This is a genomic window from Rhizobium sullae, assembly GCF_900169785.1.
Lineage (GTDB): Bacteria > Pseudomonadota > Alphaproteobacteria > Rhizobiales > Rhizobiaceae > Rhizobium > Rhizobium sullae.
Genome location: NZ_FWER01000004.1, coordinates 182,384 through 197,034 on the forward strand (window position 1 = coordinate 182,384; position 14,651 = coordinate 197,034).

At 60.1% G+C, this 14,651-nt stretch carries 16 protein-coding genes; 6 read left to right on the plus strand and 10 right to left on the minus strand.

Annotated features, from left to right (window positions below):
• Positions 1-81: 81 nt before the first annotated feature.
• Positions 82-1,335 (minus strand): sarcosine oxidase subunit beta family protein, encoded by a 1,254-nt coding sequence (locus BN1800_RS05515; RefSeq protein WP_027507990.1) that lies wholly within the window; start codon positions 1,333-1,335, stop codon positions 82-84.
• 241 nt (positions 1,336-1,576) lie between these two features.
• Here BN1800_RS05515 and BN1800_RS05520 point away from each other — a divergent pair, with 241 nt between their 5' ends.
• Positions 1,577-2,503 (plus strand): FecR family protein, encoded by a 927-nt coding sequence (locus tag BN1800_RS05520; protein WP_086995644.1) that lies wholly within the window; start codon positions 1,577-1,579, stop codon positions 2,501-2,503.
• Between the two features lie 4 nt (positions 2,504-2,507).
• Here the strand turns inward: BN1800_RS05520 and BN1800_RS05525 are convergent, their stop codons facing one another.
• The 5 genes from BN1800_RS05525 to BN1800_RS05545 form a co-directional block, all read right to left on the minus strand.
• Complete coding sequence (locus tag BN1800_RS05525; protein WP_086995276.1) at positions 2,508-4,679, minus strand: CHASE2 domain-containing protein; 2,172 nt, start codon at positions 4,677-4,679, stop codon at positions 2,508-2,510.
• 182 nt (positions 4,680-4,861) lie between these two features.
• The gene (locus BN1800_RS05530; RefSeq protein ID WP_027507987.1) at positions 4,862-5,092 is read right to left on the minus strand and encodes a hypothetical protein; all 231 of its coding nucleotides are present in this window, start codon (positions 5,090-5,092) and stop codon (positions 4,862-4,864) included.
• A gap of 54 nt (positions 5,093-5,146) precedes the next feature.
• Positions 5,147-5,383, minus strand: a complete 237-nt coding sequence (rpsU, locus tag BN1800_RS05535) for a 30S ribosomal protein S21 (protein WP_022715889.1) — start codon at positions 5,381-5,383, stop codon at positions 5,147-5,149.
• A 52-nt stretch (positions 5,384-5,435) separates the two neighbouring features.
• Positions 5,436-5,729: a hypothetical protein gene (locus BN1800_RS05540; RefSeq protein ID WP_027507986.1), complete on the minus strand. Its 294-nt coding sequence runs from the start codon at positions 5,727-5,729 to the stop codon at positions 5,436-5,438.
• 126 nt (positions 5,730-5,855) lie between these two features.
• Entirely contained in the window at positions 5,856-6,065 is a 210-nt protein-coding gene (locus BN1800_RS05545; RefSeq protein WP_086995279.1) for a cold-shock protein, read from the minus strand.
• A gap of 365 nt (positions 6,066-6,430) precedes the next feature.
• On the opposite strand from BN1800_RS05545, the gene rpsU (BN1800_RS05550) reads away from it, so the two are divergent.
• From rpsU (BN1800_RS05550) to BN1800_RS05570, 5 genes are all read left to right on the plus strand, one after another.
• Complete coding sequence (rpsU, locus tag BN1800_RS05550; protein WP_003585885.1) at positions 6,431-6,643, plus strand: 30S ribosomal protein S21; 213 nt, start codon at positions 6,431-6,433, stop codon at positions 6,641-6,643.
• Positions 6,644-6,779: 136 nt separating this feature from the next.
• Positions 6,780-7,649, plus strand: a complete 870-nt coding sequence (locus tag BN1800_RS05555) for a tetratricopeptide repeat protein (RefSeq protein WP_086995282.1) — start codon at positions 6,780-6,782, stop codon at positions 7,647-7,649.
• A gap of 26 nt (positions 7,650-7,675) precedes the next feature.
• Positions 7,676-8,740, plus strand: coding sequence for an NAD(P)/FAD-dependent oxidoreductase (locus BN1800_RS05560; protein ID WP_086995286.1), 1,065 nt, complete (start codon positions 7,676-7,678; stop codon positions 8,738-8,740).
• Positions 8,741-8,958: 218 nt separating this feature from the next.
• Positions 8,959-10,617, plus strand: a complete 1,659-nt coding sequence (locus tag BN1800_RS05565; RefSeq protein WP_027507982.1) for a sensor histidine kinase — start codon at positions 8,959-8,961, stop codon at positions 10,615-10,617.
• A gap of 61 nt (positions 10,618-10,678) precedes the next feature.
• A complete protein-coding gene (locus BN1800_RS05570; RefSeq protein ID WP_027507981.1) occupies positions 10,679-11,161 on the plus strand; it encodes a DUF992 domain-containing protein in 483 nt (160 codons plus the stop codon).
• A gap of 97 nt (positions 11,162-11,258) precedes the next feature.
• Here BN1800_RS05570 and BN1800_RS05575 read toward each other — a convergent pair whose 3' ends face one another.
• The 4 genes from BN1800_RS05575 to BN1800_RS05590 form a co-directional block, all read right to left on the minus strand.
• Positions 11,259-12,653, minus strand: a complete 1,395-nt coding sequence (locus BN1800_RS05575; protein WP_027507980.1) for an NAD(P)(+) transhydrogenase (Re/Si-specific) subunit beta — start codon at positions 12,651-12,653, stop codon at positions 11,259-11,261.
• A 10-nt stretch (positions 12,654-12,663) separates the two neighbouring features.
• Positions 12,664-13,062, minus strand: a complete 399-nt coding sequence (locus tag BN1800_RS05580) for a proton-translocating transhydrogenase family protein (protein WP_086995289.1) — start codon at positions 13,060-13,062, stop codon at positions 12,664-12,666.
• On the minus strand, positions 13,062-14,210 hold the full coding sequence (locus BN1800_RS05585) for a Re/Si-specific NAD(P)(+) transhydrogenase subunit alpha (protein ID WP_086995292.1): 1,149 nt from the start codon (positions 14,208-14,210) through the stop codon (positions 13,062-13,064). Before BN1800_RS05585 ends, BN1800_RS05580 begins: the two co-directional genes overlap by 1 nt.
• A gap of 98 nt (positions 14,211-14,308) precedes the next feature.
• A complete protein-coding gene (locus BN1800_RS05590) occupies positions 14,309-14,533 on the minus strand; it encodes an aa3-type cytochrome c oxidase subunit IV (protein WP_027507977.1) in 225 nt (74 codons plus the stop codon).
• Positions 14,534-14,651 lie beyond the last annotated feature (118 nt).

The following is a 14,651-nucleotide window of genomic DNA, read 5'->3' on the forward strand; positions in this document are numbered from 1 at the left end:
GACCCTGCGGGCCACCTTCTCCCCGGTGGGGAGAAGGGAAGACCCATCGCACCGTCCCGTGCAAATCAATCGGCGACCTCATCAATGCGCCACCGCTGCGGCGGCCGCTTCGTCGATGAGCCTTCCGGTGCGGAAGCGCTCCAGCGTTAGCCCGGCGTTGAACTTGTGCGGCTCGTCGCGGGCGATCAGGTGCGCAAAGAGATTAGCCGAGCCCGGTGTCGCCTTGAAGCCGCCAGTGCCCCAGCCGCAGTTGACATAGAGTCCCGGAACCGGCGTCTTCGACTGGATCGCCGAACGGTCCGGCGTGTTGTCGACGATACCGCCCCAGGAGCGCATCATCTTCACGCGGCGGAACATCGGGAAGAGCTCGCAGATCGCATCGAGCGTATGCGTGATGATCTGCAGGCCGCCGGTCTGCGAATAGGAATTGTACTGGTCCGTGCCAGCGCCGATGACGAGCTCGCCCTTGTCGGACTGCGAGATATAGGCATGCACCGTGTTCGACATGACGACGCAGGGGAAGATCGGCTTCAGCGGTTCGGAAACCAGGGCCTGCAGCGGGCTCGATTGCAGCGGCACGCGAACGTCCGCCATCTTCATCACGGTCGTCGTATGGCCGGCTGCGGAGACGCCGATCTTCTTCGCGCCGATGAAGCCGCGATTGGTTTCAACGCCCGTCACCCTGCCATCAGGACCGCGGCGGAGGCCTGTGACTTCGCAATTCTGGATGATGTGAACGCCGCGATCCGACGCCGCACGAGCATAACCCCAGGCGACTGCATCGTGACGTGCCGTACCGCCGCGGCGCTGCAGAGCCGCGCCGTTGATCGGGTAGCGCGCCGTTGCCGAAATATCGAGCGGCGGACAATAAGCCTTTGCCTGCTCTGGCGTCAGCCATTCGTTGTCGATGCCGTAGAGCCGGTTGGCATGGATATGCCGCTTGAAGGACTGCTGGTCGTGAATGTTGTGGGAGAGCATCATCACGCCGCGCGGTGAATACATCACATTGTAATTGAGATCCTGCGACAGATTCTCCCAGAGCTTCATCGAATGCTCGTAGATGTGCATGCTCTCTTCATAGAGATAGTTCGAGCGGATGATGGTAGTGTTACGACCGGTATTGCCACCGCCGAGCCAACCTTTTTCCAGCACCGCGACATTGGTAATGCCATGCTCCTTGGCAAGGTAGTAGGCTGCCCCCAGACCATGCCCGCCGCCGCCGATGATGATGACGTCGTATTCCGCGCGCGGTTCCGGCGAAGTCCACTGCCTGTCCCAGCCCTTATGGCCTCTGAGCGCTTCCCGTGCCACGGCAAAAACCGAATATTTCCGCATCCGCCTTCGTCTCCTTCAGGGAAAGGCATTTCCTTCGTGGCCATACAAATCGCAAATCGAAATGCGGCACAACGTTTCTTTTGCGACGCGAACGGGCTTTTGTTTGACATGCCTGAAACAAGTGCTGATGACACTCCACCGGCTGAACCGCATTCGTGCCGGATTAGTCGAACTAACCCAAGAGGGCAGGCAGACGGGTGGCATATCATATGCTAATATTCCTATGCTTAGGGGTATTTCCATGTCGTATCTGCGTCCTGTTACAGCTGCGGTGCTCTGCGCGGTGCTTTCCAGCCCCATGCCGGTTTCCGCAACCGAGCAGGTCGGCCAGGCGATCCGGATCAAGACGGAGGTCACCGGTCAATCGGGACCGCTGACGGTAAATGCCGCTGTCCATCGCGACGAGCGCATTCGTACCTCGCAATCCGGACTTGGTCAGTTTGTCTTCCGGGACGGTACGAAGCTTGCGGTCGGCTGGGGCTCGTCGGTCGTCATCGACAAATACATCTTCGATGATTCGCAATCGGTGAAGAGGCTGAGCATCCGCGCAGCGAAGGGAACGTTCCGCTGGATCAGCGGCAGTTCGAAATCGTCCGCCTACCAGATCCTGACGCCTGCAGGTACGATCGGTGTGCGCGGCACTGCCTTCGATTTCTATGTCGGCCCCGATGGAACAACAGCCGTCGTTATGCTGAATGGTGCCGCTGAGTTTTGCGGCCCCGGCGGCTGCCGGCAGCTGACACGCCGTTGCGACTGTGTCGTTGCGACACGTAACGGAAACATGACGGATGTGGCGCGCGTCAACCAGGGCGTCCTTCGCAGGCTCGGAACGTCAGACGCGCTGCCATTCCTTTCCGGCGGCCAGTCGCTTACCGGCATGATGGGCGGCGGCTGCGGGTTGACCGCGGCGTTGCAACGGCGCCCTGAAGCGCCTCAGCGACAGGCACCGAGCACCCCGCCTCCGGAACCAAAGCCCGAGAAGCCGCGGGAACCTGGCAGGCCTCACACGGACAAGCCGCGTGATCACACCGATAGGCCGCACGACCCTGACGGGCCGCATAAATCATATGACCACAACCGGGGGGATCACGACAAAGGTCGCGATAAGGCCGATCGTCATGACAAGGATCATGACAGGGATCGTGGCGAACGGAACCGCCATCGTTAACACCTCACTCAGCCGGCCGCGCTTCCTCGGAAACCGGTTCATCGCGGAAATGATCAGCCCTGCGGGAAATCCGGCGATAAAATTCTGCCAATCCAGGAGCCATCATCTTGGCCCTCAGCCTGATGGCGCTGACGATCCGGCGAGCGTCGGGCGAGCGCGAGCGAAAGGCTTCAATAAGCTGATTGTGGAGGCGCTGCAGTTCCCCAAATTCCGCTGATTGTGCCAAGCGCTGATCGCCAACGACAGCGAATAGACGCGTGCGGCTGCTCTTTCCCTTCAGACCGATAATGCCCGCCTCTAGCAGCGCGGCACCTAGCTGCAGCCGCGCCGTATCCTCCGAAATCAGAATATCGAAACCGACTTCCTTGCAGGAGGATTCGATGCGCGCAGCAACGTTCACGGCATCTCCGACGGCCGAATAGTTGAAGCGCGTTTCGGCCCCCATGTTTCCGACGCAGGCAACGCCGGTATGGATGCCGATGCCGATACCGACGGGCTGGTCCGTGCCGAAGCCGAAGGCGTCGGCAGCATTTAGTTCGGCAAGCGTTTCCCGCATGGCCAGTGCCGCACGCACCGCCTTCGTCTCGTGACCGGCAACATCGACTGGTGCATTCCAGAAGGCCATGATCGAGTCGCCGATGAATTTGTCGAGCGTGCCCTCATTGGCGACGACATGGCGGCTCAACGCATCGAGCAGCGTGTTGAGGAATCTGACGACGGCCGTTGGCGATAGGCGCTCGCTGATTTCGGTGAAATGACGTACATCGACGAACATGACCGTCAGTTCCCGATCGTCGCCGCCAAGGCGCAATGCGTCGCGCGTATGCTCGATACGATAGAGGAGTGACGGTGACAGATACTGTCCGAAGGCGCGGCGAACCTCGCGCCGCTCCCGGTCGATTACAAGGATGCGGAACGATGTCGCTGAAAAATGGGTGATCGATCCGCTGATGATCGGCGCCAACGGATCGAAGAGAAGCCCGGAATAGGAAAAACAAAGCCAAGACGCGACAAGAGCGAGCGCAGTGATCGCCAAACCGCAGGCGAGCGCCACGGCCGGGCTGACGAAGGTCGTCAATATCACCAGAAGGCTGCCCAACATCGCGATGGCGAATATCTCCAGGCCATCGGCCCAATCCGGCCGCGACAGATAGCGGCTGTTCAGGATCTGCTCGACAGTCTGCGCATGCAGCGAAACCCCCGGCACATTCTCTCCAAGCGCCGTAACGCGGATATCCTGCAATCCGGCAGCCGAGGTGCCGACAAAGACGATGCTGCCGTTGATCGCCGCGCTGACCTCCGGCGATGCTCCTTCCGCCGCAAGCACATGCCGCGCGGAGACATATCTCTCCGCATGGTCGGCGCTGACGTAAAGCCAGAGCTCACCTGCCGCCGTCACGGGAACGACGAAGTCGCCGATCTTGGCCGATGTCATGACACCGACCGCGTCCGGTGCGCCTGCCAGCACGTAGGTCGAAGCACCCTGGGCAACACGCAGCGCTTCGAGCGCCAGGTTAGGATAAAGCTGCTCGCCGTCCGTCAGAAACAGCGGAACCGCCCGCACTACCGATGAGGGGCTGCCTGGGTTAAGGCTAATATGGCCAACACCGGCGGCATTCGCTTCAAGACGCGGCCGCAACGGCGTTGCAGCTTTGATATGCGGAGGTGCCTCGACGGGACTTTCGCCGGTGAAGGCGAAACCAGCCTTGACCGATGGACGATATGTTCCCTCGTTGGATAAGCCGAAGCCGAGCACGACGGGCTTATCGGCAATCGAATCAGCAAAAATGTTGTCATTGTCCGGCAACTGCGCCAGAAGCGACGGATCGATCCCCGGCACATTGCCGACGACAGCGCGAGGTGAAAGCCTGTCCGGTTCGGCAAAAAGTATATCGAAAGCAATCGCCGCCGCACCCATCTCGGACAGTCTGTTGACAAGCAGGGCCAACCTATCGCGCGGCCACGGCCACTGGCCGAATTCCCGCAGCGACGCCTCATCAATATCAATCACCCGCACGGGCAGCTCTTCGAACGGCCGCGGCGACACGCGCTGGTACTCGTCGAAGGTCACATCGCGGATCGATCGCAGGAGCTGCGGATCACCGGCCCGCAGCAGCGTGAGCATGGCAACAATCGCCAAGCCGATGATGACGCCGATTTGCTGCGTGCGTGTCATGAACCGATGGCGCCCCTACGCTGCAAGCTTGCTGAGCAGCAAGGAAAAGCTACGCCGCTTTAGCCCTGAACACCATCCTGTCTTACGAACTGGCTCGCAGCATAAAGACAAATTGTGTCGGAGCGCGGAAATGGGGCTAGGCAGACTACCGGCCGGAGGAGAGGATCACGTTTGCAATAGACCTATTGGCCGGCCGATTTGACTGAGGCCTTGCGTTTCCGTTTTGCTGCCGGAAGCTCCGGCTCAGCTTCGGCTTCCCGCTGAAGACGGAGAGCTTTCAACTTCTCCGTCTTTTTTTCGCGCAGTTTCGCCTCATCTGCGATGATCGCCCGCGCCGTGTGATCCGTCGCTTCGGCCTTGTCACGGGCCGACATCTTCGTGGCGTTGAAGAATGCGTCCTTTGTGGCAGTCATTCGCTTTTCCCTTGGATGGTTAGCGTAGTTGGAAGCCAGCCCCGCAAGCGGTCATTAGCGCGTATTTGCCGCCTTCTTGGGCATCGGCAGCAAACCTTCGCGCTGCATCTTCTTGCGCGCGAGTTTCCGCTGCCGGCGAATAGCCTCGCCCTTTTCGCGGGCCCGCTTCTCGGACGGCTTTTCATAGGCGCTACGCGCCTTCATTTCGCGAAACAGCCCTTCGCGCTGCATCTTCTTCTTGAGCACGCGAAGAGCCTGATCGACATTATTGTCCCTGACGAGAACCTGCAAAATCTTTTCCTTTCGCCGGCATGACATGCCGTGCTGTTAACGAGTGAAGACGTTACTTTCGAATCTTGATGCTGGAAACCTTCAACCAAGGCTCGGCATTGGAAGTTTGAATTGCCTGAGTACCGACGATCCGCGGTGGGGATTCGGTCGCATCGATATCAAGTGCAGTTATCCTGCGCTCGAAGTTTTCAGCCTCGAACCGGACACGATACTGCACATGTCCATGGTCGTTCGGCAGTACGCCGACAACCTTGCATCGCCTGTTGGCCGCCGCCGTTCGGGTGAGACCGGACTTCAGCACCACAAGGTCGCCGACTTTATAGTTCGAATAGCTCGGCTTTGGCATCGCGGCACCCTTTCAAATGTCAGATGGTCGGATCGCCTAAACAAAAAGGCCGGGCGCTTTACCCGACCTCTCCCATCATTCAGCCTGCTGCCAGTACATCCGTGGTCAGCCAGGGCTAATGACAAATCATGCGGCCTGGAGATTGTCCGCTGCGTTCTTGCCGGACTTTTTATCCCGGACCAGATCGTAGCGTACCTTCTGTCCATCGGACAGTGTGCTCAACCCGGCGCGTTCCACTGCGGAAATATGCACGAAGACGTCAGTCGAGCCGTCATCCGGCTGGATAAAACCAAAACCCTTGGTGCTGTTGAACCATTTAACTGTGCCTGAATTCATGAACGATCTCCTTTCAATCGTTGCCTTACCGGAGAAACACTCGCCGGTTCTTATCGATGTTGAGAGGAAATCTGACAGAACGCTTTCGGCGTGTGGACAAAGGTCGCAAGCAATATTCGATGCGCTACATATAGGTGCATTTTCAAATACGGCAATAGCAAATGCATCGAGATGCCGTGTCCGCCAGCGTAGCGGAGGGCTGCGCCCGCCATTTTTTCGGCAGATCGCCATATCAGTCTGGACTTCACCCCTCCGATCTGGTATCCCCCATCACCAATCGCAAGGCTCCGGCCGCGCGAACCGTATTATTTTGCCCTGGCGCTGTCGCCGCTGGTGTCAACCAAAACCAAAGGAACGTGATTCTCGTGCAGGTACTTGTCCGCGATAACAATGTCGATCAGGCTCTCCGCGCTCTCAAGAAGAAGATGCAGCGCGAAGGCATTTTCCGCGAAATGAAGATGCGCGACTACTACGAGAAGCCGTCGCAGAAGCGCGCTCGCGAGAAGGCCGAAGCCGTTCGCCGCGTTCGCAAGCTGGCTCGCAAGCGGGCACAGCGCGAAGGTCTGGTTGCACGCTAGGCGGAGCCGTCGTTATTTCGACGTTTTCAGATGCATGTTGGCGGGGGCGATTACGTGTCGCCGCCGCCTTTTTATTTTGCCGCTGAAGATCGCATATCCGATTACCGCGGATATGACGCATGGGGAAAGCGCACGAATGGCTGATTTCTTGTTCATCTCGCCCCGGTCCTTGCGCGCGCCGAAGGCGACGCTGCTGCCGGTGCTCGCAGTCCTTGCCGCAGTCGGTCTCGCCGCCTGCCAGACCGACAACACCTCCGATGCTGTGATCCGCCTCGACAAGGCCCAGGGCTCTGAAGGGAACATCGCCTCGCTAACTTCGGTGATCAATGCCAATCCGCGTGATCCGGAAGGCTATAACGTGCGGGGTTCGGCCTATGGCCGCGGCGGTCAATTCAAGGCCGCGCTAAACGACTTCAACACCGCTCTGCAGATCAATCCGCGCTTCTTCCAGGCCTATGCCAACCGCGCGCTTGTCTATCGCAACATGGGCCAGCCGCAACAGGCGATCTCCGACTACAATGCGGCATTGCAGATCAACCCGAGCTATGACGTCGCCTATATCGGCCGTGGCAACGTCTATCGTCAGGCCGGCCAGGACGATGCGGCATTCAACGATTTCGACCGTGCGATCCAGCTCAACACGACGGATGGCCGCGCCTATCACAATCGCGGCCTGATCTTCCAGAAGCGCAATCAGCAGGACAAGGCGATCGACGATTTCTCGAAGGCGATCTCGCTGTCAGCAAATTCGCCCGAGCCCTATAACGGCCGGGGCATTTCCTATATCGCGCTGAACGACGACGACAATGCCTTCGCCGACTTCAACCATGCGATCGAGCTCAACGGCAACATCGCCGAATCCTGGGCCAACCAGGCGCTTGTCTATGAACGTCGCGGCGACAAGGCGAAGGCTGCCCGTTCCTATCGCCATGCGATCGGCCTGGACCCGAAATACCAGCCGGCGCGTGACGGCCTGGCCCGCGTCGGTGCCACCACCAGCGGCTGATACCCGAAGATCGTGGAGAACCAGCGATGGCGGCGAAACAGCATGTGATCGTCGTCGGCGCCGGCATCATCGGCGCATCGATCGCCTGGCATTTGGCGAAGGCCGATGCCGCTGTGACCGTTATCGCCCAAGAAACGGGCGGCGTTGCGACACCCAATTCATTTGCCTGGATTAACGCCAGCTGGGGAAACCCGGAATTCTACTTTCATTTCCGGCGCCGTTCCATGGCGGAGTGGAAGCGGTTTGCCGCCGAGCTTCCGGGCCTGCCGCTTTCCTGGTGCGGCGGTATCTGCTGGGACCTGCCTCCCGATCAACTCGCGGCGTTCGAGAAGGAGCACAGCGGCTGGGGCTACGGAATCAGCCGTATCGATCGCAGCGAAATCTCGCGTCGCGAACCCTATCTCCGCAATCCTCCCGATTTCGCCCTCGCCGTCGCTGAGGAAGGCGCAGTCGAGCCGGTTGCCGCAGCGCGCATGATGCTGGCGGATGCAGAAGCGCGAGGCGCAAAATTCATCGGCGGTGCCGTTCGCGGCCTCATCCGCAGCGGCGAGCACATTACGGGCATCGTCACGTCCCAAGGTTTGATCGAAGCGGACCATGTCGTCCTCGCTTCCGGGGCAGGATCCGTTCCGATCGCTGCATCGGCCGGGATTACACTGCCGATCGACGCGCCGCCTGGCCTGATCGTGCACTCCCGCCCCTTCGGGAAGCGGCTGAACGGCCTGGTGATCGCGACGGAGCTGCATATGCGCCAAACCGCCGAAGGGCGCATCATCGCCGGCAGCGACTTCGGCGGCGGCGATCCCGGTGAAGACCGCCTGGCGACCGCCGCGACTCTCTTTGCAAAGGTCAAAGCAAACCTTTTTGGAAGCGATGCGCTGACAATGGACTTCCTCACGGTCGGATACCGCCCGACGCTGCGGGACGGCTTCCCGATTATCGGCAATTGTGGCATCAGTGGCCTCTATGTTGCGGTCATGTATTCCGGCGTGACGCTTGCTCCGTTGATCGGCGCGCTGGCGGCAAACGAGATTCTGTCAGGCGCAACTGACGCAAGCTTGAGCCCATTTCGGTTCTCCCGGTTTGCCTGACGGCGCAATTGTATGGCGATTACAATTCTTCCGTCAGGATGTTTTAGTGTGTTGCAACCACTTCCCCCTGCCCCTAACATGCCCCTGCTTCGATAGCAGGCTATCGGGAATCCGAACGCATTGAGGGCACTGACGGCGATGCAGTTTTTTGCTTTCGCAACTGTTTGCGAAAATCCGGCCGGGCAATTCGCCCTCGAAAGCCTGCAAAGAATATGCCCATGAGTCTGCGCGCGCGGCTGTTTCCGAAAGCCTCTATTGGCACCTATCTCGTCGCCATGGCGGTCTCGATCGCTGTGCCAATCTTTGCCTTTGTCACCCTCCTGCTTTTGCAGCTCGAGGACAATCAGCGGACGACGTTAAGACGCGAGACGGCGCAAGACGCGCTGACCCTCTCCCGCACGATCGACCGTCAATTGCAGGACATGGCGACGACCCTTCGCCTGCTCTCGACCTCGCCGGAGCTCGAGAACAACGATTTCGCTGCCTTCCATGAACGCACAGAAACGGCCCTGCGCGGCGACACGCTTTACGTCCTGGCCGTCGACCGAAGCGGCCAGCAACTTCTGAACACGCGCCGTGATTTCGGCACGCCGCTTGGCAAGACGGCCAACATCCCGGCGATGGAATCGGCCCTCAACTCCGGCCGCATCGAAGCATCCGATGTCTTCAAGGGAACGACGAGCGGCGAATGGGTCTACAACGTCACGATGCCCCTGGATGCGGGTCAGGTTGCGGCGCTGATCGTCACCCAGAACGCCAAGGATCTCGCCAGACTTGTCACGACCGAAGGGCTTCCATCGGGGTGGTCGGCTGCGGTCATCGATCAGGGTGGCCATGTGGTGGCTTCGAGCGGCATGGCGAGCATTGACCCCGGAACGCCGTTCGACACGCGCATCCTGCCGTCGCTTATCGCTTCGCGCGGCGTCTTCGAGGACGAGGATATTCTGCCGGATCAGCTCCTGGGCTATGCTCAAATTCCGGGCTGGTCCTGGAAAACGGTGGTTTGGGGGCCAATCGCCACGGCACAGGCATCGATCCTCACGACCTGGCGCTTCCTGATTGTCGGCGGCATCGCATTACTTCTGGTCGCGGTGCTCGCGGCCTATGCCGTGGCGCGGCAGGTGCGCACCACGATCCGCGACATCGCCGACATGGCAAGCCGCATGGGAGAGGGCCATATCGTGGCGCCGATCGATACTAGCGTCATCGAGGCAAACCAGGTCGCCGTAGCTCTTTCCAATGCCTCTTTCGACCGCAGCCAGACGGAAGACCGTCTGCATTTCATAATGCATGAGCTGGTGCATCGAACGAAGAACTTGCTCACGCTGGCCCAGGCAATGATGCGCCAGCTCGCCAAACAGGCAGAGAGTGTCGAGAGCTTCCAAGCCGCCGTTTCCGATCGCCTAGACGGCCTCGTCCGTTCGATCGAGCTTTTGACAAGCGAACAATGGTCCGGCGCATCGCTCCGCCGGGTCATCGACATTCATCTGGAGGCTTTCCCGCAGGCGGCAGAACAGCTTGAGATTTCCGGTGAGGACTTTGTCGTCAAGCCCGAGGCCGTCCAAAACCTCGGCTTGACGCTGCATGAACTGGCCACCAATTCAGTTAAATATGGGGCGCTTTCCATACCGCAGGGCCGCGTCTCCTTCTCCTGGGCGAATATTCAGACAGAGGACCAGCCCGAAGCGATGCTGCGTTTCATTTGGGAAGAACGGAACGGCCCTGAAGTCGCGACCCCATCCCGCTCCGGCTTCGGAACCACGGTCATCAAGACGCATGCCGCGGCCGCTTTTCGAGGAACGGTGCAGGTGGACTACCTGCCGGAAGGCATGACCTGGACGCTGACAGCTCCGCGCAGCACGCTCGAGCGCGAGTAACCGCCGGAACAATCAAAAGGATCAATTCGTTTCCGATAGGTCATCCGAAAGGAGAACGGCCATGATCAAGCACATGATGATCGCAGCGACGGCAGTGGCGGCAGCAGCCTTTGCAAGCCCGGCAAGCGCTGCAAACTATGTCAGCCTCGGCCGTCTGGTCTGCGGATCGGAAGGCGGTCAGGGACTGATCGTCACTTCACGGAAGAATCTGATCTGCACCTACACCCCTGCTGGCGGCGGCCCTAAGGCCGTCTATGCCGGGAAAATCGAAAAATTCGGCCTGGATATCGGTGAGACTGGCAAGAGCGTCATGATCTGGCAGGTTCTTGCCAGGACCGGCACCAACATTCCGGAATTTGCGCTTGCTGGCGAATATTACGGCATTGGTGCCGATGCCAGCCTCGGCGCAGGTGCCGGCGCCAAGGTGATCGCCGGTGGAACCAACCAGGCCTTCATGCTGCAGCCGCTGAATGTCCAGGCCCAGGAGGGCCTCAATCTCGCGATCGGCGTGGAGAAAATGACGCTGGCGCCCGCTGCTACCTGATAAAGGTCAGCGGAGATGGAAAAAGGCTCGCCCAGGCGGGCCTTTTTCTTCGACTGGCACGCCGCTATGAACACTCGGCTCGGAGCCGGGCCATGGCTCAGTGGCCGATCGCCTTGTTGATCTCTTCGGTAACCTTCTTGGCGTCGCCAAGCAGCATCATCGTGCCGTCCTTGTAGAAGAGCGTATTGTCTATGCCGGCATAGCCGGAGCCAAGCGAACGCTTGACGAAGAGGCAGGTCTTGGCCTTGTCGACATCGAGGATCGGCATCCCGTAGATCGGCGAGGTCTTGTCATCGCGCGCCGCTGGATTGGTGACGTCGTTGGCGCCGATGACATAAGCGACATCGGCCTGGCCGAAGTCGGAGTTGATGTCCTCGAGCTCAAAGACCTCGTCATAGGGCACATTTGCTTCGGCCAGCAGCACGTTCATGTGGCCGGGCATGCGGCCTGCGACCGGATGGATTGCGTATTTGACCTCGACGCCTGCCTTCTTGAGGTTGTCGGCCAGTTCACGCAGCGCATGTTGCGCTTGTGCGACCGCCATGCCGTAGCCCGGCACGATGATGACCTTGGAAGCGTTCGCCATCAGATAGGCTGCATCCTCCGCCGAGCCGAGTTTGACGGTCTTGTCGGAATTATCCGCAGCACCTGCAGAAGTCTCGCCGCCGAAGCCTCCGAGGATGACGGATATGAACGAACGGTTCATGCCCTTGCACATGATATAGGAGAGGATCGCGCCCGAAGAGCCGACCAGCGCACCGGTTATGATCAGGGCGAGATTGCCAAGCGTGAAACCGATCCCGGCGGCCGCCCAGCCGGAATAGGAGTTCAGCATGGAGACGACCACCGGCATGTCCGCGCCCCCGATCGGCACGATCAGCAGCACGCCAAGCGCCAGCGAAAGCGCCACCACGGCCCAAAAGTCGAAATGGCTTTCCGTTGCAGCGAGCCCGACGATGAAGAGCACAATCAGTGCCAGCAGCGCAATGTTGATAATGTGCCGGAAAGGCAGGAGGATAGGCTTGCCGGACATCCGCCCGTCGAGCTTCAGGAAGGCGATAATCGAGCCGGTAAAGGTGAGCGCACCGATCGCAGCGCCGATCGCCATCTCGATACGCGCCTCTCCACGGACCGAGCCGATATCGCCGATGCCGAAGGAGGCGGGTGTATAAAGCGCGGAGGCCGCAACGAGCACGGCGGCAAGACCAACCAATGAGTGGAAGCCTGCCACCAGCTGCGGCATCGAGGTCATCGGAATGACGCGGGCGATATAGGCGCCCGCCCCGCCGCCGATTGCCAGTCCGAGCACGATCAGCACGAAGCCGGTGAAAGAAGGCGTTGCCAGCACCAGCGTCGTGAGGATCGCGATCCCCATGCCGATCATGCCGTAGAGATTGCCCTTGCGGCTGGTGGCCGGGTGGGAGAGGCCGCGGAGCGCCAGGATGAAAAGCACGCCGGAGACGAGATAGAGGAAAGCTGCGATATTGGTCATTCGTCCGGCCTCACTTGTCTTTCTTGCGGTACATCGCCAGCATGCGCTGCGTGACGAGGAAACCGCCGAAGATATTGACCGAGACGAGAACAAGCGCGACGAAGCCGAAGCCGGTCGCAAGCCCGCTTGCCGAAATGCCGACCGCAAGCAGAGCGCCGACAACGATGACCGAGGAGATGGCGTTGGTGACGGCCATCAGTGGCGTATGCAGCGCAGGGGTCACGGACCAGACGACGTAATAGCCGACGAAGATCGCCAGCACGAATATCGCGAACTGAAAGATGAAGGGATCGATCGCCCCGCCCGTCGCCGCACTTGCCGCTTCCGGTGCCTGCGCGGCCGCAGTCACGACTGCGTTGACCGCTTGGTCGAGCTGCTCCAGCGCCTTGTCCATTGCTTCACTGGCCATCAGTTGTCCCCCTTCTTCGTCCCGCCGAATGCCGGGTGCACGACATCGCCCGCATAGGTCAGCATGGTTGCCTTGATGAGTTCATCATCGAGGTTCAAGATAACGCTCTTCGTTTCCTTGTTGACCATGGTCTCGAGGAAGGTGACGAGGTTCTTGGCATAGAGCGCCGAAGCGCTGGTGGCGATCCGGCCCGGCATGTTGGCAAAGCCGATCACCTTCACGCCTTCGACCTCAACGACCTCGTCTGCAACCACCCCTTCGACATTGCCGCCACGCTCGACCGCCAGATCGACGGCAACGGCGCCGGGCTTCATCGAAGCCAGCATCTTGCGCGATACGAGCTTCGGCGCAGCGCGTCCAGGGATCAGTGCCGTGGTGATGACGATGTCCTGCTTGGCGATATGCTCGGCAACGAGGGCTGCCTGTTTTGCCTGGTATTCCTGGGACATTTCCTTGGCGTAGCCGCCCGCCGTCTCCGCCGCCTTGAACTCCCCGTCCTCGACAGCGATGAACTTGGCGCCGAGCGAGGCGACCTGCTCCTTGGCAGCGGGGCGAACGTCCGTGGCCGAGACCGCAGCGCCGAGGCGGCGCGCCGTCGCAATCGCCTGGAGGCCTGCCACGCCTGCCCCCATCACAAAAACCTTGGCGGCCGGAACGGTGCCTGCCGCTGTCATCATCATTGGCAGGGCGCGATCATAAGCCGCCGCCGCTTCGATGATGGCCTGATAGCCCGCAAGATTTGCCTGAGATGAAAGAACGTCCATGGATTGCGCGCGAGTGATACGCGGCATCAGTTCCATCGCGAAGACAGAAAGGCCCGCTTTCGCCATCGCTGCAATCACCTCGTCGTTTCCGTAGGGATCTATGATCGCGATGACGACTGCACCGCTCTTATAGCCTGCGATCTCCGCCTCTGTCGGGCGGCGCACCTTCAGCACCACGTCCGCAGTTGCCGCATCACTTGCGGAGCCGATTCGCGCCCCTGCAGCCTCGAATTCGCTGTCCGGTATGCGCGACTGAGCGCCCGCGCCTGCCTCGACCACAACGTCGAAGCCGATGTTCTTCATCTTCTTCACGGTCTCTGCGGACGCCGCAACACGTGTCTCGGAACCGGTCGATTCTTTTGCAATGAAAACGATATTGCCCAACTGCCCCTCCTCCGGGTCAGCCAGACCACCGCGGGCTCACCCGCTCGGGCCAAGCACCTATTCAAAAATTCGGAAATGCCGCTCCTCGCCTGCTGCGGTCAGCGCAGCAGGACGATGCCGGCAACGAAGATGATGAGAAAGACCAGAAGACCGCCGAGAAAGCCGCTGCTGGTGAAAAAACCAGCTGCCATGCCAAGCAGCAAAGCGACGAGGAACATCGTGCCGTATTTCGCAGCCGAGATGAACAGATTATAGGTTTGTTCATGTTCCGTGTAGTCCATCGGCGCGCCGACTTCGACGGGTCCATTGTTTTCTTCGGCCATGAAATTTCGTCTCCCTCAATACCCGCCCGCATGGATGATACGGGCCGCCTGAATGCCATGATTCCCCTGCCTTCGCGAGGGACTGATCCCATTCAGGGCTTACACAAAGCCTGGGAAA